Annotated in this window: 19 protein-coding genes; 14 read left to right on the forward strand and 5 right to left on the reverse strand. The window is 73.0% G+C overall.

The features are described from left to right. The first annotated feature begins 346 nt into the window (after positions 1-346). The 4 genes from ACFV4N_RS19445 (at position 347) to ACFV4N_RS19460 (ending at position 4,733) form a co-directional block, all read left to right on the forward strand. Positions 347-3,103, forward strand: coding sequence for a nitrate- and nitrite sensing domain-containing protein (locus ACFV4N_RS19445; protein WP_499673944.1), 2,757 nt, complete (start codon positions 347-349; stop codon positions 3,101-3,103). Continuing rightward, a complete protein-coding gene (locus tag ACFV4N_RS19450; RefSeq protein ID WP_499673945.1) occupies positions 3,100-3,543 on the forward strand; it encodes a roadblock/LC7 domain-containing protein in 444 nt (147 codons plus the stop codon). Before ACFV4N_RS19445 ends, ACFV4N_RS19450 begins: the two co-directional genes overlap by 4 nt. Before the next feature lie 7 nt (positions 3,544-3,550). Then, positions 3,551-4,084 (forward strand): DUF742 domain-containing protein, encoded by a 534-nt coding sequence (locus ACFV4N_RS19455; protein WP_499673946.1) that lies wholly within the window; start codon positions 3,551-3,553, stop codon positions 4,082-4,084. A 184-nt stretch (positions 4,085-4,268) separates the two neighbouring features. Further along, positions 4,269-4,733 carry a GbsR/MarR family transcriptional regulator gene (locus ACFV4N_RS19460; RefSeq protein WP_499673947.1) on the forward strand — a complete coding sequence of 155 codons (465 nt, stop codon included), beginning with the start codon at positions 4,269-4,271 and terminating at the stop codon, positions 4,731-4,733. Here ACFV4N_RS19460 and ACFV4N_RS19465 read toward each other — a convergent pair. The 3 genes from ACFV4N_RS19465 to ACFV4N_RS19475 form a co-directional block, all read right to left on the reverse strand. Continuing rightward, entirely contained in the window at positions 4,670-5,617 is a 948-nt protein-coding gene (locus ACFV4N_RS19465) for a COX15/CtaA family protein (RefSeq protein WP_499673948.1), read from the reverse strand. The genes ACFV4N_RS19460 and ACFV4N_RS19465 overlap by 64 nt on opposite strands. A 43-nt stretch (positions 5,618-5,660) precedes the next feature. Continuing rightward, entirely contained in the window at positions 5,661-6,380 is a 720-nt protein-coding gene (locus tag ACFV4N_RS19470; RefSeq protein ID WP_499673966.1) for an ABC transporter permease, read from the reverse strand. A 62-nt stretch (positions 6,381-6,442) separates the two neighbouring features. Further along, positions 6,443-7,378: an ABC transporter ATP-binding protein gene (locus ACFV4N_RS19475; protein ID WP_499673949.1), complete on the reverse strand. Its 936-nt coding sequence runs from the start codon at positions 7,376-7,378 to the stop codon at positions 6,443-6,445. A gap of 186 nt (positions 7,379-7,564) precedes the next feature. Here ACFV4N_RS19475 and ACFV4N_RS19480 point away from each other — a divergent pair, with 186 nt between their 5' ends. Further along, positions 7,565-8,143 carry a DUF998 domain-containing protein gene (locus tag ACFV4N_RS19480; protein ID WP_499673967.1) on the forward strand — a complete coding sequence of 193 codons (579 nt, stop codon included), beginning with the start codon at positions 7,565-7,567 and terminating at the stop codon, positions 8,141-8,143. After that, positions 8,140-10,155 carry a glycosyltransferase gene (locus tag ACFV4N_RS19485; RefSeq protein WP_499673950.1) on the forward strand — a complete coding sequence of 672 codons (2,016 nt, stop codon included), beginning with the start codon at positions 8,140-8,142 and terminating at the stop codon, positions 10,153-10,155. The genes ACFV4N_RS19480 and ACFV4N_RS19485 overlap by 4 nt, the downstream gene beginning before the upstream one ends. Positions 10,156-10,312: 157 nt before the next feature. On the opposite strand, the gene ACFV4N_RS19490 is transcribed toward ACFV4N_RS19485, so the two are convergent. Next, a complete protein-coding gene (locus tag ACFV4N_RS19490; RefSeq protein ID WP_499673951.1) occupies positions 10,313-13,966 on the reverse strand; it encodes a patatin-like protein in 3,654 nt (1,217 codons plus the stop codon). 105 nt (positions 13,967-14,071) lie between these two features. Continuing rightward, positions 14,072-15,640: a polyprenol phosphomannose-dependent alpha 1,6 mannosyltransferase MptB gene (mptB, locus tag ACFV4N_RS19495; protein WP_499673968.1), complete on the reverse strand. Its 1,569-nt coding sequence runs from the start codon at positions 15,638-15,640 to the stop codon at positions 14,072-14,074. 110 nt (positions 15,641-15,750) lie between these two features. Here mptB and ACFV4N_RS19500 point away from each other — a divergent pair, with 110 nt between their 5' ends. The 8 genes from ACFV4N_RS19500 to ACFV4N_RS19535 are packed head-to-tail and all read left to right on the forward strand — an operon-like array spanning position 15,751 to position 22,364. Next, positions 15,751-16,452 (forward strand): helix-turn-helix transcriptional regulator, encoded by a 702-nt coding sequence (locus ACFV4N_RS19500; protein WP_499673952.1) that lies wholly within the window; start codon positions 15,751-15,753, stop codon positions 16,450-16,452. Then, positions 16,449-17,894, forward strand: a complete 1,446-nt coding sequence (sufB, locus tag ACFV4N_RS19505) for a Fe-S cluster assembly protein SufB (RefSeq protein WP_499673953.1) — start codon at positions 16,449-16,451, stop codon at positions 17,892-17,894. The genes ACFV4N_RS19500 and sufB overlap by 4 nt, the downstream gene beginning before the upstream one ends. A gap of 1 nt (position 17,895) precedes the next feature. Next, a complete protein-coding gene (gene sufD, locus ACFV4N_RS19510; protein ID WP_499673954.1) occupies positions 17,896-19,071 on the forward strand; it encodes a Fe-S cluster assembly protein SufD in 1,176 nt (391 codons plus the stop codon). Further along, the gene (locus ACFV4N_RS19515; protein ID WP_499673955.1) at positions 19,068-19,400 is read left to right on the forward strand and encodes a non-heme iron oxygenase ferredoxin subunit; all 333 of its coding nucleotides are present in this window, start codon (positions 19,068-19,070) and stop codon (positions 19,398-19,400) included. Before sufD ends, ACFV4N_RS19515 begins: the two co-directional genes overlap by 4 nt. Positions 19,401-19,434: 34 nt before the next feature. Further along, the gene (gene sufC, locus ACFV4N_RS19520) at positions 19,435-20,208 is read left to right on the forward strand and encodes a Fe-S cluster assembly ATPase SufC (RefSeq protein WP_499673956.1); all 774 of its coding nucleotides are present in this window, start codon (positions 19,435-19,437) and stop codon (positions 20,206-20,208) included. Between the two features lie 46 nt (positions 20,209-20,254). Then, a complete protein-coding gene (locus ACFV4N_RS19525) occupies positions 20,255-21,532 on the forward strand; it encodes a cysteine desulfurase (RefSeq protein WP_499673957.1) in 1,278 nt (425 codons plus the stop codon). Then, positions 21,532-21,975, forward strand: a complete 444-nt coding sequence (gene sufU, locus ACFV4N_RS19530) for a Fe-S cluster assembly sulfur transfer protein SufU (RefSeq protein WP_499673958.1) — start codon at positions 21,532-21,534, stop codon at positions 21,973-21,975. Before ACFV4N_RS19525 ends, sufU begins: the two co-directional genes overlap by 1 nt. After that, positions 21,972-22,364 carry a metal-sulfur cluster assembly factor gene (locus ACFV4N_RS19535; RefSeq protein WP_499673959.1) on the forward strand — a complete coding sequence of 131 codons (393 nt, stop codon included), beginning with the start codon at positions 21,972-21,974 and terminating at the stop codon, positions 22,362-22,364. The genes sufU and ACFV4N_RS19535 overlap by 4 nt, the downstream gene beginning before the upstream one ends. Positions 22,365-22,415: the final 51 nt, after the last annotated feature.

Below are 22,415 nucleotides of genomic sequence, written 5' to 3' on the forward strand. Positions count from 1 at the left end.
CATCAATCCTCCACGGGGATTTGCCGCGCCGCGCGCGGGGGATCGCGCGGATCGCCGGCGAGTGCTCAGCGTAACCGCGCCGGCTCGACAGTCAACGCCTCCGGGGCAACCGGGTGGCCGGCTTCGCGCGGGTCGCTCCGCTGCGACGTCGCAAGACGTCTCAATAGGCGTCCGATGGATCCGTCGGTCGTCACGCTGCGCCAATCGGATGAGGACGGACCGCAAGGTCGTTGTCCCGGGCCTGTCCACCACCTACTATCGCGCAGCAACATCCGCCGCCCGCCGTCATAAAGCTGTCGGCGTCGTTCAAAGTTGAAACAACTACGGACTTTCCGGGGCTTGTCTGGTGACTGGCGACAACAACTCGCGACGGCAGTGGTGGTCCGCCGTCGCGGACTGGCGGAATTGGCGCCTGCCCATCAAGCTCGCCGCCGTGCTGGCGGTGCCCGTGATGGTGGCGGTCGGCGCGGGCCTGGTGCAGATCCGCGGCTACGTGGCGAGCGCGGACGGTTACGCCGCGATGCAGCGGCTGGTGACGCTGCGCGCCGGGCTCGACCCGCTGATCGAGGGCGTGCAGTCGGAACGCGCGCTGGCCGCGCAGCGCGCCGAGGGCCAGGGCGTCGACGCGGACGACTTCCGGACCCAGGTCCGCACCACCGACACGGCCGCCGCCGGCGTGAAGAACCTCGTCGCCCGCGCCCGGCTCGGCGAGGTGGCCGGCGCCCGCTTCCAGGACGTGGTGGTGCAGCTCGACGGCCTGCCGCAGCTGCGCGACCGCGTGCTCGCGGGCACCGTGGACCTGGCGGGCGGCATCGGCGGCTACAGCGTGGTGCTGCGCACCCTGCTGGACTTCGACCAGGCCATGGTCGGCGACTTCGGCGACCCCGCCCTGTCCGGCACCGCCACGGCCCTGCACAACCTGGCCATGGCCGCCGAGCAGATGTCCTGGCAGCAGGCCACCGTGCTCGCGGGCATCAGCCGGGGCACGTTGCTGGCCAACGAGATGATCATGCTGGAGCAGTCCTGGACCCGCCAGGAGGACAAGCTCGCCGACTTCGCCGCCGTCGCCACGCCGCGGCAGCAGCAGGACTACCGGGCCACGTTCTCCGGCCCGGACGTGGACACCCGCAACCGGCTGTTCCAGTACGTGCGCAGCGTGCCCGGCGTGGTCTCGACCGACGTGCCCGTGGACGAGTGGAACAGCAGCTCGCGGGCCGCGCTCGGGCTCGTCGGCATCGAGCTGCGGTCGCTGGAGGACCAGCTCGCCGACGCCGCCGCCCGCCTGCAGGACAGCACCAGCGACCGCGCGGGCGCCGCCTCGGTGATCCTGCTGGCGTCGCTGTTCGCGGCGGCCGGCATCGGCTTCGTCGTCGGCAGCTACCTGCTGCGCTCCCTGCGGGCGCTGCGCGGCGCCGCGCTCGACGTGGCCGAGCACCGGCTGCCCGCGCTGGTGGCGCAGCTGCGCGAGAACGCCGCGCCCGACGTGTCCGTCGAACCCGTGCCCGTGCACACCCGGGAGGAGCTGGGCCAGCTCGCCCGCGCCTTCGACGCGGTGCACCGGCAGGCCGTCAGCTCCGCCGCCGAGCAGGCCGACCTGCGCGCCGCGATGCGCAACGCGTTCACCAACCTGTCCCGCCGCAGCCAGGGCCTGGTGGAGCGGCAGCTGAAGCTCATGGAGGAGCTGGAGCGCCAGGAGGAGAACCCCGAGCAGCTCGCGAACCTGTTCAAGCTCGACAACCTCGCCACCCGGATGCGCCGCAACAACGAGAACCTGATGGTGCTCTCCGGCAGCGACGTGGCCCGCCGCTTCACCCGGCCCGTGCCGCTGGGCGACGTGCTGCGCGCCGCCGCGTCCGAGATCGAGCAGTACCAGCGGGTCGTCGTGCAGACCACGCCGTCGGTCGAGGTCGTCGGCTACGCGGCGGGCGACCTGGTGCGGCTGGTGGCCGAGCTGCTGGACAACGCCACCACGTTCTCGCCGCCGCGCACCCAGGTCGTGGTCGGCGGCCGGGCCCGCCCCGGCGGCGGCGTGCTGGTGGACGTGGTGGACCAGGGCGTCGGCATGTCCGAGGAGGACCTGGCCCAGGCCAACCGCCGCATCGAGCTGGCCGCCGACGAGGACTCCGGCGAGCTGACGGTGTCCCGCCAGCTCGGCCTGTACGTGATCGGCCGGCTCGCCGGGCGGCACGGCATCGAGGTGGTGCTGCGCGAGCAGGGCGACGGCCTGCGCGCCGTGGTGGCGCTGCCCGCCGAGCTGGTCCGCGCGGTCGGCGCCGCGCCCGGCAGGCCCGCGCCCGCCCACGCCGTCCCGCGGCAGGAGGTCCCGGCGCCCGCCCTGCCGGCCAACGGCAAGCACGTGGCCGGCATGCCGCAACGCCTCCCGGGCCTCGGCATGTCCGGTTCGCAGCGCTCCGCCCCGGCGGGCCCCTCGCCCGCCGCCCGCCCCCCGGCCGTTCCCCTCCCCGGCGGACCGTCGACCGGCCCGCAGCCGCTCCCCGCGCACGGCCTGCCCTCCGCGCCCACCACCCCTCCCGCGCCGTCCACCGGTCCGCAGCCGGTGCTGCCTCAGTCGCCGTCCACCGGTCCGCAGCCGGTGCTGCCGCAATCGCCGTCCACCGGCCCTCAATCGCTGATCATGCCGCCGGCGGTGCCGCCGCTGCCGCCCGTCGTGCCGCTGAAGCAGGACGGCTGGTCGCCGTTCAGCGGACGCACCACAGATCCGTCGCCCCCCGCCGCGCCCGCACCGGCCCCGACGCCGACACCGGCGCCGTCGCCCGCGCCGCGGCGGAACGGGTCGACGTGGTTCGGCGGCACCCGCGTGCCGACCGGACCCGCCGAGCCGGCGCGCCACCGCGCGCCGGAAGACCACGAGCGCGGGGAGGCGCCCGTGACCGAGAGCGCGTCAGGCCTGCCGAAGAGGCGGCCGCGCAAGAACCTGGTGGAGAACCTGGTGGCCGAACGGCCGGGCGCACCCGACGCGGTGGCACCCGTACGGAGGGATCCGCAGGCGACACGCGGTTTCCTGTCCAGCTACCAGACCGGTATCCGGCAAGGTGTGCAGGAGTCCGGGGAGAACCGAGCCGGTCAGGAGAACAACGGATGAGCGCGCAGAAGTCCCGACAGGTCGACCAGTTCGGCTGGTTGGTGAGCAACTTCGCCGATCGCGTGCCGGGAGTGGCCCACGCGGTGGTGATCTCGGTGGACGGCCTGCTGCTCACCGCGTCCAGCGGCCTGCCGGAGGACCGGGCCGACCAGCTGGCCGCGATCGCGGCGGGGGTGGCGAGCCTGACCGAGTCGGCGTCGCGCTGCTTCGACGGCGGCAGCGTGCTCAGGTCGGTGGTCGAGATGCAGTACGGGATCATGCTGCTGATGTCGATCCGCGACGGCTCGTGCCTGGCCGTGCTCGCCGCGCCGGACGCCGACGTCGGCCAGGTCGCCTACGAGATGACCGTCGTGGTCGACCAGGTCGGCCAGCTCCTCACCCCCGAGCTGCGCGCCCAGCTCCACGGCGCGAAGCGGATGATGGCCCGCCCGTCCGCGTGAGGTGGTTATGAGCCACGACCAAGACCCCGCCGGGTCGTCGGACCAAGCGTTCGCGGCGCTGCTCAACGGGTTCAGCCTGGACGCCGGGCGCCGCAAGCCGGGCGCCGGGCCGAAACCGGACGAGCCGGCCGCCGCCGACACCGGCGACACGGGGGACACCAAGCCGCACCGCCCGGTGTTCGACGACGACGATTTCGAGTACCCCCGGGAGGAGGCGGCGTCGATCGTCCGCGCCTACTCGTGGACCGGGGGGCGCACCACCTCGTCCTACCAGTTGGAGATCGAGACCCTGGTCTCCGCGGTGGACTGGGACTACCCGGGCGGCATGAAGGCCGAGTACCACGAGGTGATCAACCTCGTCGACCACCCCCGGTCGGTCGCCGAGGTCGCCGCCCTGCTGCGCCTGCCCCTGGGCGTGGCGAAGGTGCTGCTCGGCGACATGGCGGAACGCGGCCTGATCGACGTCCACGACACCGCCTCCACCGAACAACCGGACCTGGGCCTGATGGAACGGGTCCTGGCCGGCCTGCGCCGCCTCTGACCCGCGTGTCATGCGCCCGGCCCTCGCGTGTCGTGCGTTCGGACCCCGCGTGTCATGCGCTCGGCCCTCGCGTGTCGTGCGTTCGGCGCCCCCGAACCCGACACGCGGCGCCACACCTTTGCGCGAAGATCAGCACGCGACCTACTATGGTTTCAGTGTTGACCGAAGCACAAAGGGGGTCGCGGTGAGCGTCGGACGGGAGACCCGGCTGTCGGCGTGGATCGAGAGGTTCGCGGCGCACTTCGAGAAGGAGGGCTTCCCGCTCATCGGGGGGCGCATCATGGGCTACCTGCTCGTGTGCCAGCCGACCGAGCGCACGGCCGCGGAGCTGTCGCAGGAGCTGGAGGCGAGCAGCGGTTCGATCAGCACGAACCTGAAGTTCCTGGTCAACGCGGGTCTGGTGACCAAGCGGACCCGGCGGGGCAGGCAGGCGGCGCAGTACCGCATCAACGAGAAGCGGTGGGCCGACCTGGTGCAGGCCAAGCTGGACGCCCTGGTCAGCGTGCGCGAGCTGACCGAGGCGGGGATGCGGCTGATGAGCGGTGACCCGGAGCGGGCCATGCGGCTGCGCGCGGTCGACGACCTCTACACGTGGCTGGCGACGGAGCTGCCCGCGGTCTGGGAGCGGAGGCCGTCCTCGGCGCGGTGAGCCCGCTCCCTGGTGGACACCCACAGGGCGGCGGTGGCGACGACGACGGCGCCGGCCCCGAGCACGTGCAGCGACACGAGCACCTCGGGCACGCCGGTCCAGTACTGGACCATGCCCAGGGCGCCTTGGGCGACGACCACGCCGACGAGCACGTAGTAGGGCCGGCGCGGCACGGGGTGGCCCTTGAGCGCGAAGCCGAGCGCGACGAGCATGCCGAGGAACAGGAACAGCAGGTCGGCGTGCAGCTGGGACAGGGTGTCGACGGGCGCGTCCAGGCGCGGGGTGTCGGCGTCGCCGGCGTGCGGTCCGGCGGCGGTGACGAAGGTGCCGGCCAGCAGCAGGAGGCCGAGCACGACGGCCTGCACGGTCTGGAGCGCCATCAGGGGCCGGGGCACGAGGGGCCGGGCGGGTTCGTCGCCCTCGCCGAGGGAGGCGACCAGCAGCACGGCGAACCAGACGAGCGCCATCGACACGAGGAAGTGCACGGACACGGTCCACCACAGCAGGCCGGTGAGCACGGTGACGCCGCCGATGAGGGCCTGGAGGACCACGCCGCCGAACTGCACGAGGGCGAGGGTCACCACGCGCTTGCGGCGGGGCCGGTTGAACCAGGCGGCGAGCACGCACAGCGCGGCGATGACGCCGACCACGCCGGTGAGGGTGCGGTTGCCGAACTCGACCCACTGGTGCAGGGAGGCGACCTCGGGGTGCTCGGTGGGCACGAGGCTGCCCTCGAAGCACTGGGGCCAGGTGGGGCAGCCGAGGCCCGAGCCGGTCACGCGCACGATCGAGCCGGTGACCGCGATGCCGCCTTGGGCGATGACCACGGCGACGGCGAAGGCGCGTTGGAACCGGCTGAGGGCGGTGGTGAACCAGGCGGGCACCTCCCGATGGTAGGTACCGCGGCGGGGGGCGTTCCGGGCGGGGTCAGTCGAGCCGGGTGGTCCTGGTCGCCAGGGCTCCCGCGGCGGCACCCCAGATGACCAGCACCAACACGTGGTGGAGCGCGGGGGCGGCGCCGTCGACGACCGCGTGGTGCAGCCCTTCGGCGAGGGCGGCGGACGGAAGTGCGTCCACGATCACGCCCAGCCACGCGGGCAGGGTGTCGACGCCGAGGGCGACGCCGCCGATGAGCAGCAGCACGAACCAGGCGATGTTGGCGAGGGCGAGGACGACCTCGGCGCGCAGCGCCCCGCCGAGCAGGACGCCCAGGGCGCCGAAGGTCAGGGAGCCGAGGACGAGGAGCGCGACCGCCCACAGCAGGCCGCCGACGGGCGGGAGCCGCCAGCCGAGCAGGAGCGCGACGACGGAGAGGATGAGCACCTGCACGGCGACGACGGCCAGTCCGGCGGTCACGCGGCCGGCGGCGAGCAGCCAGCGGGGCAGGGCGGTCGCGGCGAGGCGTTTGAGCACGCCGTAGCGGCGGTCGAAGCCGAGGGCGATGGCCTGGCCGGTGAAGGCGGAGGAGATGACCGCGAGCGCGAGGACGCGGGCGGTGGCGGAGGCGACGCGCGGCTCGGGGACGGGGATGACCGCCATGAGGCTCATCGCGACCAGCAGCGCGACCGGGATGAGGACGGTGAGCAGGACCTGTTCGCCGTTGCGCAGGGTGAGCGCGGTCTCGGTGCGGGCCTGGGCGAACAGCATCCGGGCGAGGTTGCCGCGGCCGGGTGCGGGGGTGAAGGTGCCGGGGGCGAACCGGTGTTCGGTCACGAGCGCAGCTCCCTGCCGGTCAGCTCCAGGAACACGTCTTCCAGGCTCCGCCTGGCCACGGTCAGCTCTTCGGCGAGCACGCCCTGCTGGGCGCACCAGGAGGTGACGGTGGAGACGACCTGCGGGTCGATGGTGCCCTGCACGACGTAGGCGCCGCGGGTGGTCTCGCGGACCTCCATGCCCTCGGGCAGGGCGTCGCGGAGCAGGGTCAGGTCCAGGCCGGGTCGGGCGCGGAAGCGGAGCTGCTGCTCGTCGTGCCGGGTGGTCAGCTCGGCGGGGCTGCCCTGGGCGACGACGCGGCCGGCGTCGACGATGACGACCTGGTCGGCGAGGGCTTCGGCCTCGTCCATGAGGTGGGTGGTGAGCAGCACGCTCACGCCGTCCGCGCGCAGGGCGGCGACGAGGTCCCACACGAGGTGGCGGGCCTGCGGGTCGAGGCCGGCGGTGGGTTCGTCGAGGAACACCAGCTCGGGGCGGCCGACGAGGGCGCAGGCGAGGGACAGGCGTTGCTGCTGGCCGCCGGAGAGGCGCTTGTAGGGGGTGCGGCCGACGGAAGCCAGGCCGAGCACGTCGAGCAGCCACGCGGGGTCGTGGGGGTTGGCGGCGCAGGCGGCGACGAGGCGGAGCAGCTCGTCGGCGCGCACGCCGGGGTAGCCACCGCCGCCCTGCGGCATGACGCCGATGCGGGCCCGCAGCCGGTCGCCGTCGCGGGCGGGGTCGAGGCCGAGGACGCGGACCTGCCCGGCGTCGGCTCGGCGGAACCCCTCGCACACCTCGACGGTGGTGGTCTTGCCGGCGCCGTTGGGGCCGAGCAGCGCGAGGACGGAGCCGGTGTCGAGGGTGAGGTCGAGTCCGTTCACCGCGACGGTGGAGCCGTAGCGCTTGACCAGCCCCGACACTTCCACGGCAGGGTGCTGGGGGTGCGGGCTCACGACAGCGAAGCGTAGGACCTGGCCGGTTGGGGCCGGTGGTGGGGTCAGCCCTACCAGGGATCCCGGGGGTCGCCTCAGGGTTTCCTCGGGGGCGTTCCGGATATCTTTCGGTGCGGTCGGCCCACCAGGATTCCTGTTGTGGCGGGATTCAGGGGGAAAAGCCGGGCGGTGGTGCTGCCGTTGGCCGTGGTTGGGCTGATCGGCTCATTGCTCCCGGTCGGGTACCTGCACGTGGTTTCGGTCGGTGAATTGAGCCCGGTGCGGCACACCGTCAGCGATTACATCTTCGTGGACGACGGCGCGGTGCTGCTGACGGTGACCGCGCTGTCACTGTCGGCGGCGTCGGCGGGGCTGCTGCTGGCGCTGGTGCGGTCGGGGCTGCCGGGGCGCGGGGCGGCGTCGTGGCTGATGGGGCTGTGGTCGGCGGGGTTGGCGGTGGCCGCGGTGTTCCCGACGGACCCGGTGGGCGAGCCGACGTCGTTCTCGGGCGCGGTGCACCGGTACGCGGGGGCGGTGATGTTCGCGGCGCTGCCGCTGGCGGGGTGGTTGGTTTCCCGGACGTTCACCGCCAGTACCGCGGTTCGACGTTTTTCCGTGGCTGCCGGAATCACCTCCGTCGCTTTTATGCTCAGCCACGTCGCGGTGGTCCGGCCGGGCAGCGGCGCGGTTCTGCTGGGTCTTTTCGAACGGGTGCTGTTCGTCCTGCTTTACGGCCTGCTGTTCGCCTTGGCCGCGGCCGCGGTCCGCCGGGGGGTGTCGTCGTGACGTGGTTCGCGGTGGCGCTGGCGGTGCTGGGCGCGGTGTGCTTCGCCTTCGCCGCGCGCTTCCAGCACGACGCGGTGCGGGCGGGTGGTGGCGCGCCGAGGCTGTCGGAGCTGGTGCGCCGGCCGCGGTGGCTGCTGGGCCTGCTGCTGCTCGTCGTCGGCTCCGGGGTGCACGCGGTGGCGTTGGGGATGGCGCCGCTGAGCGTGGTGCAGCCGGTGGGCGTGGTGGCGATCGGCATCACGGCGCTGCTGGACGGGCGCCGCCGCGAGCTGCCCGCGGTGCTGGTGACCACGCTCGGGGTGGGCGCCTTCGTGCTGCTGGCCGCGGGCAGCGCCACGGCCACCGCGGTCGCGCCGGAGGCGGAGGTGCGGGCCGGGCTGCTGGCGCTCGGCCTGGTCGCCGGGCCCGCCCTGCTGGGGGTGCTGGCGAAGCGGCCGACGGCGCGGGCCCTCGGGTTCGGCACGGCGGCCGGTGTCGCCTACGGCCTGGTGTCCGTGCTCATGCGCGCGGTGTCCCAGGACGTCCAGCGGGGCGGCGTGTCCTGGACGACCGCGCTGTCGGCGGCGGGCATCGCCGTCGCCCTGATCATCGGCGGCTGGTTCACCCAGCACGCCTACGCCAGTGGACCGCCGCACCTGGCGGTCGCCTGCCTCACCGTGGTGGACCCGCTCGTGGCCGTCGGCATCGGCGCGGGGCTGCTCGGCGAGGCGAACCGGACCAGCGGCGCCGTCGCCCTGGCCGAACTCGCCTGCGCCCTGGTCGCCGTCGGCGGCGTGGTGGCGCTGGCACGTGGACCACGAGCAGTTCCCACCAGAACGGAGAAGACTGTGAACGACGGACGCGCCCAGCGGGTCGTGATCGCCGCGGACACCTTCCCACCGGACGTCAACGGCGCGGCCAGGTTCGCCCACCGGTTGGCCGTCGGCCTCGCCGGCCGGGGTTACGACGTGCACGTGATCTGCGCGTCCCCGACGGGGCGGGCGGGCTTCGAGCACGTCGACGGCCTCACCGTGCACCGGCTGAGGTCGCACCGCACGCCGTTCCACCGGACGTTCCGGATAGGGCTGCCGTGGGAGGTGCGCCGGGACGTGGAGGTGCTGCTGGACCGGTTGCGGCCGGACCTGGTGCACGTGCAGGCGCACTTCGTGGTGGGGCGGTTCGTGCTGCGGCGGGCGGCGGAGCTGGGGGTGCCGACGGTGGCGACCAACCACTTCATGCCGGAGAACCTGTTCGGCCACGCGCGGGTGCCGGAGTGGTTGCGGGGCGCGGCGTCGCGGTGGGCGTGGCGCGACCTGGGCCGGGTGTACGGGGTGGCGGACGTGGTGACCGCGCCGACGCCGCGGGCCGTGGAGCTGCTGCACGACAACGGGTTCCCGCCGCGGGCGGTGCCGGTGTCGTGCGGTATCGACGTCGACCGGTACCGGGGCCGGCGCCCCGAGCGGCGCGCGGACGCGCCGACCGTGCTGTTCGTGGGCCGGTTGGACGAGGAGAAGCGCGTGGACGAGCTGCTGCGCGCGGTGGCGCTGGTGCCGCGCCTGCGCGCGGAGGTCGTGGGCGACGGGTCGTGCCGGGCGGAGTGGGAGCTGCTGGCGCGCCACCTGGGCATCGCCGACCGGGTGCGGTTCCGGGGGTTCGTGTCCGAGGAGGAGCTGCTGGACGCCTACGCGTCGGCCGACGTGTTCTGCATGCCGGGCATCGCCGAGCTCCAGAGCCTGGCCACCATGGAGGCGATGGCCGCGGGCCGGCCGGTGGTGGCGGCCGACGCGATGGCGCTGCCGCACCTGTGCCGGCCGGGCCGCAACGGCTGGCTGTTCACCCCCGGCGACGTCCGGGGCCTGGCCGACCGCCTGCACGCCGTGCTCGCCGACCCGGCCGTGACGGCCCGCATGGGCGCGGCGAGCAGCGACCTGATCGCCGCCCACGCCCTGTCCACCACCCTGGACACCTTCGAGGCCCTCTACGCCCGAGCCGGCCTGCCCACCACCAGCCCCACCGCAGCCCTAGCCGCCTGACCCCGCGAGTCGTACGTTCCGGCCCACCGTGTCGTACGTCCCGGACCCCCGAGTTCCACGTTCAGGACAACCGGATGTGCGGCTCGGGGTTCCTGAACATGGAGTTCAGGGGTCCTGAACGTACGACACGCGCGTTCTGGGCGTACGACTCGCGGGGTTAGTCGCGGTCTGTGCCTGTGGTGGAGAGGCGGCGGACGCGGTGGGCCACGCGTTGGCCGTTCGAGTTCAGGCGGAGGTGGCCGTCGGGGGCCACTTCGGTGAGGAACTTGAACAGCATGCCGTGGCCCTCCAGGCGCCGCAGGAGCGCGCCCTCCACGTCGTCCGGGTCGAAGTCCACGATCGCCATCTGCTCGACCAGCGACGTCGCGATGGTGCGCCGGGCCCGCAGCGGCACCCACCACGTGGTCACGAACAGCAGCACCAGCCCGAACGCCAGCGCCGTGACCAGCACCGCCTCCCACCCGGTGAACCGCAGCTCGAACACCTGCACCGCGGCGGCCACCACCAGCAGCGCGGACCCGTACACGGCGGCCCACCCGGCGGTCGCCGACGCGGGCGGCTCGGCCGGCTCGGTGTCCCACGCGCCGTCGACCTGCCGCCACCGCCGCAGCGAGCTGCCCAGCACGTAGGAGGTGACCGCGCCGAACAGGACGGCCACGACCGTGCCCACGACCACCAACACGGGCGGCAGGTCGTAGAGCCGGAACCGCACGAACACCCACACGCCGACCACGATCGCCGCCGCGACCAGCACCCGCAGCAGCAGCCGCGGCTTGAGCCTGATCTTCGCCAGCACCGCCAGCGGAGTGCCGACCGGCGCGGGCAGGCTGCCGATGACCAGCAGGCCCACCACGACCAGCAGCACGCCGCCCACCGCGACCATGCCGGTGGTGGCCTGGTCGCCGGTCTCGCCGCCGGCCATCGCGTCCCGCGTCCGGTCGATCGCCACCGTGACCAGCGGGATCACCGGTGACAGCAGCACCAGGCCGTGCAGCAGCGTCCCGGACCGCAGCGCCGCGTACCCGAACGCGGCCAGCAGCGTGCCGCCGCCGAGGGCCGCCGCCGGGCCCACCGCCCACGGCGGCAGCAGGTCGAACAGCGACAGCACCAGCAGCGCGCCGCCCAGCGCGAACCCCAGCAGCCCGAGGAACTGCGCCAACTGGCCGCCCCGGGTCAGCCCGGTGATCGTCCAGTACGGCAGCAGCGCCGCCCCGCGCAACGCCCTGGTCAGCGGTTTCGCCGTGCCCAGCCCGGAGTTCTCGCTGTCGACCACGGTGACCGCCACGGCCGCCGCCGTCGCCGCGGTGCGGATGACCTGGTCGCTGCTCGCCTCCTGCACCAGCGGCTCGCGCCCGATGCCCGCCCGGTCGAACGCCCGCAGCGCCTGGAGGCCCACCTCGACCCGTTCGGCGTCGGTGCGCACGGGCAGCCGCGCCAGCAGCGCCGCCTGCTCCTCCAGGAACAGCTCGCCGCGCGAGCGCCGGTCCGCGCCCTCCAGCCGGTCGGCCAGGATCGCGGCGCGCAGCGCGGGCAGCTCCTCGCACACGATCTGGATGTGCAGCGCCCACGAGGCCAGCTCGGCCAGCGCCGCGCACGTCGGCGGGTGGTCGCCGTCGGGGTCCGCGTACACGCGGGCCAGCTCGTGCTTGGCCTTCTCCGCGCACGGCCGCAGGTCGGCCGGCAGCCCTTCGCCGAACAGGGCGGCGACCAGCTCGTCGACGCGCCGCCCGGCCCGCTGGACGGGGTCGCCGTCGGCGCCGGTGAGCCGGTCGACCCGCAGCAGCCGCTTCGGGTCGAACACGACCTTGCACAGCATGGTGGCGCCGTCGAGGCGGCCCCAGATCCAGTCGTTGACGCGCCAGGACCGCTTGAGGAACCCGGAGAACCGGCTCAGCGACGCGCCGCCCGCCTTGTCGTCGGGGGTGAGGCTGTACTCGGCGAACGCGTTGCGGGTCTGGAGGCTGATCTGCACCAGCTCCACGGCCTGGTCCAGCTCGCCGCGCGTGTCGTCGGCCAGGCAGGTGGTCGCCACCTCCAGCGCCAGCGCCCGCGACAGCCACAGTTCGTCCCCGGTCAGGCCGGCCTCGGCCTCCGCCTCGGTGCGCGGCTCGGTGAGCAGCCGGTGCCACGACCGCAGCACCCCCATGCGCAGCTGCTCGTCGTCCAGGCCGTCGAGGATGTCGTGGGCGTCGCCGAGGATGTCCGCGATGCGGTCGACCTGCTCGCGCACCCGCTGCCCGACGTCGTCCGGCGCGGTCAGCATCCGCTCGGCGAACCGGCGCAGCCGCCGCTCCCAGTACTCCTGGTCCAGCTCCTCCGGCTCGGCGGTGGTCCAGTGCTCGTCCAGCCGGGACCGCAGGGCGCGCAGCCGGGAGCGCACGTCGTGCAGGTCGGTGCGAGCCAGGCCGAGCCGCTGCGCGTCCGGCATCACCCAGACGAGGCGCTTGAGCAGGTCCATCGCCGCCGAGGCGAGCCGTTCGGCCATGGCGATGCCCCACGGCCAGCCGCGCTCGGGCAGCGCGGTGGGCTGCGGCGCGGCCGGCACGTACGGCAGGCTGCCCCGTTCGGCGTGGTGCGCCCGCTGGGCCGCCTCGGCCGCCGCGCGCACCCGCTCGAACGTCCAACCGGCCGTGTTGGCACCGGGCACCTCGAACTGGCGGGCGGTGACGTCGCGGGCCGCGTGCCGGATGCGCACGTCCTCGTAGTGCTCGTGCAGCGTGCCGGCCAGCGCGTACAGCTTCGCGGTGACCGAGCCGCCCGACGCCAGCCGGTCCAGCAGCGCGTTGCGGCCGCCGCGGCGGGAGGCGGCGTTGCGGTTGTGCTCCTCGATGCGCTCCACGTAGGTGCGGCCGCTCTGGCTGGTCAGGGCGCCCAGCAGGCTGCCGCCGGTGGCGACGGTGCTGGGCAGCGCGCCGTCCACCGGCGCCACCGGTTCCACGACCTCGTCGCGGGCGTGCGGGAACACCAGCAGCATCACCCGCCGCACCGGCCCCTCGGCGGGCATCCGGTCGATGGCCTCCAGCGCCTCCCGCGTGGGCGTGTTGACCAGCACGCCGCCGTCGACCGCGAAGCGCGACCGGTTGTCGGTGCCGTTGGCCCACGAGGCGACCTCGGCCATGTTCGGCCGGCCCTGGTCGGGCGCGCCGGGCGCGACGGGGATGAACGACGGTTCGAACGCGAACGGGAACGACGCCGAGGAGCGGGCGGCCAGCGCGAGGCGCTCCACGAGCGCGGGCAGCCGCTCGGCGGTGAAGTCGTCGCGCCCGCCCGGGTCGCGGCGGAACGAGAAGCTGCCCTGGTGGGACGACTGCACCAGGGGTTGGCCCAGGTCGTCGTGGGTGACCGTGGGCACGCCGGTCAGCAGCGTGGTGGTGATGCGCAGGTCGACCGGCCGCTCGTGCTGCGGTGTCGGCTCGAAGTCCGCGGTCAGCCGCCCCAGCGCCTCCCGCAGCCGCGGCAGGAAGAACTCGTCGCCCCGCAGCAGCGACACCGGCTGGCCCCGGAACGGGGTCCGCAGCAGCTGCTCCATGCGGCCCTGCTCGGCCCACAGGTCCCGCAGCCGCTCCAGCCTGGCACTGGCGTTGACCTGCGACAACGCCAGGGCGGCACCGTTGATGCCGCCCGCGGACGTGCCGGTGATGACGTCGGCGCGCGCGGTGCTGCCGACCATGTCCAGCAGCCGCGCGTACGGGCCGTCACCCCTGGTGAGCCGGTCCAGCTCCAGCACGACCCCGCCCATCCACACGGCCAGGCTCACCCCGCCGTTGAGCACCACGGCGAACCGGATCTGCTCCTGCGGCACGTCGGTCATACGGCATCCCTCCCCGGACGCGGCCGATCATCCCAGCAACCGTGTCTCGGCCGAACCGGGCAACCGGTTACACCTCGGGACTGCCGGGGCGCGCGCCGCGGCGGCTCACACCGAGCCGGGCACCGGGTCCCGCCGCAGCAGCGGGAGCACCTGGCGGCGCGCCACCAGCACGCACACCGCGAACGCGACCAGCGCGCCCAGCACGGCCTGCGGCACGATGTAGGCGCGGCCGTCGAACGCCGAGCCGGTGGGGGGCAGCACCACCGCGATGACCGCGCTGGCGGTGGTCGCGAACACCCGGAACCGGCGCGCCAGCACCGCCGTGGCCAGCGGCAACGCCGCCCACAGCACGTACCACGGCTGGAGCACCGGCCCCAGCACCAGCACCGCGCCCAGGCCCGCGCCCAGCCCGTTGACCGCCTTGATCCGACCTTGGAACGCCTTCCACAGCAGCGTCGCCGCGATCGCCACCGACACCGCCTGCGTCACCAGCCGCATGAGGACGATCATCGACTCGGTGTGGTTGCCCAGCTTGAGCACGAGCCCCAGCCCGCCGCCCAGGAAGCCCATCGCGGTCGGCGGCGACATCCAGCTCTTGACCTCGGAGGCCACGCTCAGCGTCTGCACCCAGCCGAAGCCCAGGCCCGTGCCCACGCACGTGCCCACCATGACCACGCCGGAGACCAGCGACAACAGCAGCGCCGCGCGCACCAGGTCGGAGAACCGGCCGCCCCACCGGCGGGCGATCATCACGCCGAGGAAGCCCAGCGCCAGCGCGGCCGGGATCTTCACCGCCGCGCCCATGGTGATCATGGTCGCGCCCAGCGCGATCCACACCAGCTCCTCGCGCGTCATCGGCGCGCCGGGCGTGGTGGGCATCTTCCGCAGCGCCAGCTCCAGGCCGACCAGCATCAGCCCGATCGCCAGGCCCTCGTTGTGCACGCCGATGACCAGGTGGAACAGCACCAGCGGGTTCGCCGCGCCCAGCCACAGCGCGCTCACCGGCGGCACGCCGAACCGGCGCGCGAGCCGGGGCAGCGCCCACACGATCATGGCCAGGCCCAGCAGCACCAGCAGCCGGTGCAGGAACACGCCGGGCAGCACGCTGTCGCCGGTCACCATGGAGATGACCCGCCCGGCGGCCAGGAACAGCGGCCCGTACGGGGCGGGCGTCTCGCGCCAGATGTTCGGCACGTTCTTGGTCAGCGGGTGCTCGACGCCCAGCGCCGTGGCCGGGCCCAGCTCGTAGGGGTCCTGGCCGTTGGCCGCGATCTGCGACTGGGCCAGGTAGCTGTAGACGTCCCGGCTGAACATGGGCAGCACGAACACCAGCGGCGTGATCCACATCAGCAGCGTCCGGTCGAGCTGGCTGCGCGTCATCAGCCGCGGCCTGCCCGGCCGGGCGAACCGGCCCAGCCACAGCCACGCCGACACCACCATGAACATGCCGGTCCAGACCACGGCCATGGAGGCGGTCGGCATCCGCACGAACAGGCCCAGCAGCGGCGTGCCCGGCAGCGGGCTGAACACCGGGGCCGCGCCGGACCCGAGCGAGCCGACGACCAGCAGCAGCGCGCCGACCGTGCCCCAGCGGCGGATGATGTCGAGTTGGCGGCGCTCCGGCGCGTCCAGCGGCGCCGCCTCGCGGAGCTCAGCCCGATCGCCCGTCACCATTCCGCCCGCCGTCACGCCGGAAGGGTATCGACCGCCTCCCGGGGGTGAGTCGGGTCACCCGACGCGGGGCGATCTTTGCGAGCGCCGACGAAATACGCAACACTGGTGTTGTGAAAAACGTCGGGGAGCACCTGACCGCCGTGCCCGCCGGGCACGACGGGCGGACCCGGCACGCCGTCGCACGCCTGCTGCTGGAGCAGGGCCCGGTCACCGCGGCCTCGGTCGCGGAGCAGCTGGGCCTGAGCCCCACGGCGGTGCGCAGGCACATCGACGCGCTGGTGGCCGACGGCGAGGCGACCAGCAGGGAGGCCCCCCGACGGGGGCAGCGCGGCCGGGGTCGCCCGGCCAAGCTCTTCCTGCTGACCGAGCAGGGGCGGGCCCGCTTCGGGCACGCCTACGACGACCTCGCCGTGGCCGCGCTGCGGTTCCTCGCCGAACAGGGCGGGGAGGAGGCGGTACGGGCCTTCGCGCGGCGTCGCGTCTCCGCGCTCGTCGAACAGCACCGGGCGGCCATCGTGGCCCAACCCGACGCCGCCGGACGGGCCAAGGCCCTGGCGGTCGCGTTGACCAGGGAGGGCTACGCTGCCTCGGCGCGGCACGTGGGGGCGGGGGAGCAGCTCTGCCAGCACCTGTGCCCCGTCGCGCACGTCGCGGCCGAGTTCCCTCAGCTGTGCGAGACCGAGACGGCGGCGTTCGCCGACCTGCTCGGCACGCACGTGCAGCGCCTGGCCACGATCGCGCGCGGCGATGCCGTGTGCACGACGCACATCCCGAACACACCCCGGATCCCAGATGGAGGGGAGCCCGCATGACTGCCGCTGCCGAGCAGCGCACCACCACAGCCCCGCTCACCCAGGAAGAGACCCTGGCGAGCATCGGCAACTACGAGTTCGGCTGGGCCGACTCGGACGTGGCAGGCGCGAGCGCTCGCCGGGGCCTGAACGAGGACGTCGTTCGGGACATCTCGGCCAAGAAGAACGAGCCCGAGTGGATGCTGGACTACCGGCTCAAGGCCCTGCGCCTGTTCGACCGCAAGCCGATGCCGACCTGGGGCTCCGACCTCTCGGCCATCGACTTCGAGAACATCAAGTACTTCGTCCGGTCGACCGAGAAGCAGGCCGCGACCTGGGAAGACCTGCCCGAGGACATCAAGAACACCTACGACCGGCTGGGCATCCCGGAGGCCGAGAAGCAGCGCCTCGTCGCCGGTGTCGCCGCCCAGTACGAGTCCGAGGTGGTCTACCACAAGATCCGCGAGGACCTGGAGGAGCAGGGCGTCGTCTTCCTGGACACCGACACGGGCCTCAAGGAGCACCCGGAGCTGTTCAAGGAGTACTTCGGCTCCGTCATCCCGGCCGGTGACAACAAGTTCTCCGCGCTGAACTCCGCGGTGTGGTCGGGCGGCTCGTTCATCTACGTGCCGAAGGGCGTGCACGTGGAGATCCCGCTCCAGGCCTACTTCCGGATCAACACCGAGAACATGGGCCAGTTCGAGCGCACGCTGATCATCGTCGACGAGGGCGCCTACGTGCACTACGTCGAGGGCTGCACCGCGCCGATCTACTCCTCGGACTCGCTGCACTCCGCGGTCGTGGAGATCATCGTCAAGAAGGGCGGCCGCTGCCGCTACACGACCATCCAGAACTGGTCGAACAACGTCTACAACCTGGTCACCAAGCGCGCCAAGGCCGAAGAGGGCGCGACCATGGAGTGGATCGACGGCAACATCGGCTCCAAGGTCACCATGAAGTACCCGGCCGTGTTCCTGATGGGCGAGCACGCCAAGGGCGAGGTCCTCTCGATCGCGTTCGCGGGCGAGGGCCAGCACCAGGACGCGGGCGCGAAGATGGTCCACATGGCGCCGCACACGTCGTCCACGATCGTGTCGAAGTCGGTGGCGCGCGGCGGCGGCCGCACCTCCTACCGCGGCCTGGTCCAGGTCAACAAGCGGGCGCACCACTCGAAGTCCACGGTCAAGTGCGACGCGCTGCTGGTGGACAACATCAGCCGCTCGGACACCTACCCCTACGTCGACGTCCGCGAGGACGACGTGGCGATGGGCCACGAGGCCACGGTCTCGAAGGTCTCCGAGGACCAGCTGTTCTACCTCATGTCCCGCGGTCTCAACGAGGACGAGGCCATGGCCATGATCGTGCGCGGGTTCGTCGAGCCCATCGCGCGCGAGCTGCCCATGGAGTACGCGCTGGAGTTGAACCGCCTGATCGAGCTTCAGATGGAAGGGGCCGTCGGCTGACATGGCCGTCACCACCGAAGACCAGCAGCACGGCCTGACGGCCCACTCGCACGGCGCGGGCGCCCCCGTCTCCTCGCGCGCGGACCACTTCACGTCCTTCGACGTGGCCGCGTTCGAGGTGCCCGGGGGCCGCGAGGAGATCTGGCGCTTCACCCCCATGAAGCGCCTCGCCAACCTGCACAACGGCGCCGAGGCCACCGCGAAGCCGACCGTCGAGGTCGTCGCGGCCGAAGGCGTGACCGCCGAGACCGTCGGTCGCGACGACCGGCGCCTCGGCGTGGCCGGCACCCCCGGCGACCGCGTCGCCGCCCAGGCGTGGACCTCGTTCACCGAGGCCACCGTCATCACGCTGCCCGGTGACGCGAAGTCCGAGGCGACCACCGTCACGGTCACCGGCCCCGGCCGGGGCGGCGTCGCCTACGGCCACCTCCAGGTGCACGCCAGGCAGTTCGCCGAGGGCGTCGTCGTCATCGACCACCGCGGCTCCGGCGCCTACGCCGACAACGTCGAGTTCGTCGTCGAGGACGGCGCGCACCTGACCGTCGTGGCCATCCAGGACTGGGCCGACGACGCCGTGCACGTGTCCGCCCACCACGCCAAGCTGGGCCGCGACGCCTCGTTCAAGCACACCGTCATCACCCTCGGCGGCGACCTGGTCCGCATCACCCCCGTGGTGACCTACGCGGGCCGCGGCGGCGACGCCGAGCTGCTGGGCCTGTACTTCGCGGACGCGGGCCAGCACCTGGAGCACCGCCCCTTCATCGACCACGCGGTGTCCAACTGCCGCAGCAACGTGGTCTACAAGGGCGCGCTCCAGGGCGACGACGCGCACACCGTGTGGATCGGCGACGTGCTGATCCGCGCCGCGGCCGAGGGCACCGAGACCTTCGAGCTCAACCGCAACCTGGTGCTGACCGACGGCGCCCGCGCCGACTCGGTGCCGAACCTGGAGATCGAGACCGGCGAGATCGAGGGCGCGGGCCACGCCAGCGCCACCGGCCGGTTCGACGACGAGCAGCTGTTCTACCTCCAGGCGCGCGGCATCCCCGAGGAGCAGGCCCGCAGGCTGGTCGTGCGCGGCTTCTTCCAGGAGATCCTGCTCAAGATCACCGTTCCCGAGGTGCGCGAGCGCCTGGAAGCCGCCATCGAGGCGGAACTGGAAGCGGTGGGCGTGTGATCAAGGTGTGCTCGGTCGCCGACCTCGACGACCGCAAGCCGTTCGCGGTCGAGGTGGGCGACGAGCACACCCCCGTCCTGCTCGTCCGCGACGGCGACGCCGTCCACGCCCTGCGCGACCTGTGCACGCACGCGGAGGTCTCGCTCAGCGAGGGCGAGGTCACGCGCAAGGGCGTGGAGTGCTGGCTGCACGGGTCGTGCTTCGACCTGCGCACCGGCCGCCCGTCCTCGCCGCCCGCCACCGAGCCGGTCGACGTGTTCGCCGTCGAACTCCGCGACGGTGACGTCTACGTGGACGTCACCACCGCCACGAACGCCACCACGAACTGACTTTCGCTTGCCACACCAGGAGAACTGAGCACCAATGGCCACTCTGGAGATCAAGGACCTGCACGTCTCGGTCACCACCGACGAGACGTCCAAGGAGATCCTCAAGGGCGTCGACCTGACCATCAGGTCCGGCGAGACCCACGCGATCATGGGTCCGAACGGCTCGGGCAAGTCCACCCTGTCCTACGCCATCGCCGGCCACCCCAAGTACCAGGTCACCTCCGGCAGCGTGCTGCTGGACGGCGAGGACGTGCTGGAGATGAGCGTGGACGAGCGCGCCCGCGCCGGCCTGTTCCTCGCCATGCAGTACCCGGTCGAGGTGCCCGGCGTGTCGATGTCGAACTTCCTGCGCACCGCCGCCACCGCCGTGCGCGGCGAGGCCCCCGCCCTGCGGCACTGGGTCAAGGAGGTCAAGGGCGCGATGGCCGACCTCGACATCGACCCGGCCTTCGCCGAGCGCTCGGTCAACGAGGGCTTCTCCGGCGGCGAGAAGAAGCGCCACGAGATCCTCCAGCTCGGCCTGCTCAAGCCGAAGATCGCGATCCTGGACGAGACCGACTCCGGCCTGGACGTCGACGCGCTGCGCGTGGTCTCGCAGGGCGTGAACAAGTACAAGGAGTCCGGCGAGGCGGGCGTGATGCTGATCACGCACTACACCCGGATCCTCAAGTACATCAAGCCCGACTTCGTGCACGTCTTCGCCGGTGGCCGCGTCGTCGAGTCCGGCGGCCCCGAGCTGGCCGACCAGCTGGAGGCCGAGGGTTACGTGAAGTACATCGGCAAGCCGGAAGCCGCCACCACCGGCTGACGTTGCACCTGTTGTGACCTTCGTACCGAGAGGAGGCGTCGGAGCCGTGACCACCACCGCCGCTCCACTGGACGTCGCTACCGTGCGCGCGGACTTCCCGATCCTGGGCCGCACCGTGCGGGAAGGCAGGCGGCTGGTCTACCTGGACTCCGGCGCCACCTCGCAGCGCCCGAGGCAGGTCCTCGACGCCGAGCGCGCCTTCCTGGAGACCGCCAACGCCGCCGTGCACCGCGGCGCGCACCAGCTGGCCGAGGAGGCCACCGACGCCTACGAGGCCGCGCGGCAGAAGATCGCGGACTTCGTCGGCGTCGACTACGGCGAGGTCGTGTTCACCAAGAACGCGACCGAGGGCGTCAACCTCGTCGCGTACGCGATGGGCAACGCCGCCACGGCCGGCCCCGAGGCCGAGCGGTTCCGCCTCGGACCCGGCGACGAGATCGTCGTCACCGAGATGGAGCACCACGCCAACCTCGTGCCGTGGCAGCAGCTCGCCGCCCGCACCGGCGCCACGCTGCGCTGGTTCGGCGTGACCGACGAGGGCCGCCTGGACCTGTCCGGCCTCGACACCCTGGTCAACGAGCGCACGAAGGTCGTCGCGTTCACCCACCAGTCGAACGTGCTGGGCACCGTCAACCCGGTGCGCACCCTCGTGGACGCCGCCCGGCGCGTGGGCGCGCTCACCGTGCTGGACGCCTGCCAGTCCGTCCCGCACGGCCCCGTCGACCTCCACGACCTGGGCGTGGACTTCGCGGTGTTCAGCGGCCACAAGATGCTCGGCCCGTCCGGCATCGGCGTCCTCTACGGCCGCCGCGAGCTGCTGGAGGCGCTGCCGCCGTTCCTCACCGGCGGGTCGATGATCGAGCTGGTCCACATGGACCGCTCCACGTTCGCCCCGCCGCCCGCGCGGTTCGAGGCAGGCGTGCCGATGACGTCCCAGGCCATCGGCCTGGGCGCGGCCGTCGACTACCTCACCGCGATCGGCGTGGACCGGGTCGCCGCGCACGAGCACCAGCTCACCGAGGCGGCCCTGAAGGGCCTGGCCGGCATCCCCGGCGTGCGGGTCGTCGGCCCCCTGGACACCGAGGACCGCGGCGGCGCCGTGTCGTTCGTCGTCGACGGCGTCCACGCCCACGACGCCGGCCAGGTGCTCGACAGCCTGGGCGTCGCGGTCCGCGTCGGCCACCACTGCGCGTGGCCCCTGCACCGCAGGATGGACGCCGCCGCCACGGTGCGCGCCAGCTTCTACCTGTACAACACGCTCGACGAGGTGGACGCCCTGGTGGACGCCGTGCGTGAGGCGCAGAAGTTCTTCGGGGTGGCCTGATGCAGCTCCAGCAGATGTACCAGGAGATCATCCTGGACCACTACAAGAACCCCCACGGCCGCGGCCTGCGCGACCCGTTCGACGCCGAGTCGCACCAGATCAACCCCACGTGCGGGGACGAGGTGACCCTGCGCGTGAAGCTGGACGGCGGCAAGGTCGCCGACGTGTCCTACGACGGGCAGGGCTGCTCGATCAGCCAGGCCTCCACGTCGGTGCTGACGGACCTGGTCGTGGGCCGGCCGGTGGACGAGGCGTTCGCGAAGATGGACGCGTTCGTCGAGCTGATGCAGGGCCGCGGCCAGGTGGAGCCCGACGAGGACGTCCTGGAGGACGGCATCGCGTTCGCGGGCGTGGCGAAGTACCCGGCGCGCGTGAAGTGCGCGCTGCTGGGCTGGATGGCTTTCAAGGACGCGGTGTCCCGCAGCGAGGGAGCGAAGGCATGAGCACCGAAGAGGACGTGGTGCGCGGCGTCGAGGGCATGCCCGAGCCGCCCGCGCCGAAGGCCGACGTGGCTTCCCTCGACGACGTCGAGGAGGCCATGCGCGACGTGGTCGACCCGGAACTGGGCATCAACGTCGTCGACCTCGGCCTGGTCTACGACATCCGCGTGGACGAGGACAACGTCGCCCTGATCGACATGACGCTGACCTCGGCCGCGTGCCCCCTGACCGACGTCATCGAGGACCAGACGCGCTCCGCCCTGGTCGGCGGCGGTGGCGGTGGCCTGGTCAACGACTTCCGCATCAACTGGGTGTGGATGCCGCCGTGGGGCCCGGAGAAGATCACCGACGAGGGCCGGGAACAGCTGCGCGCCCTGGGCTTCACCGTCTGACCCGGTTCACCGCTCGGCTTGATCCGGCGAACCCGTCGACCCGCCACCGGC

The sequence above is a fragment of the Actinosynnema sp. NPDC059797 genome (assembly GCF_042732085.1).
Taxonomy (GTDB): domain Bacteria; phylum Actinomycetota; class Actinomycetes; order Mycobacteriales; family Pseudonocardiaceae; genus Actinosynnema.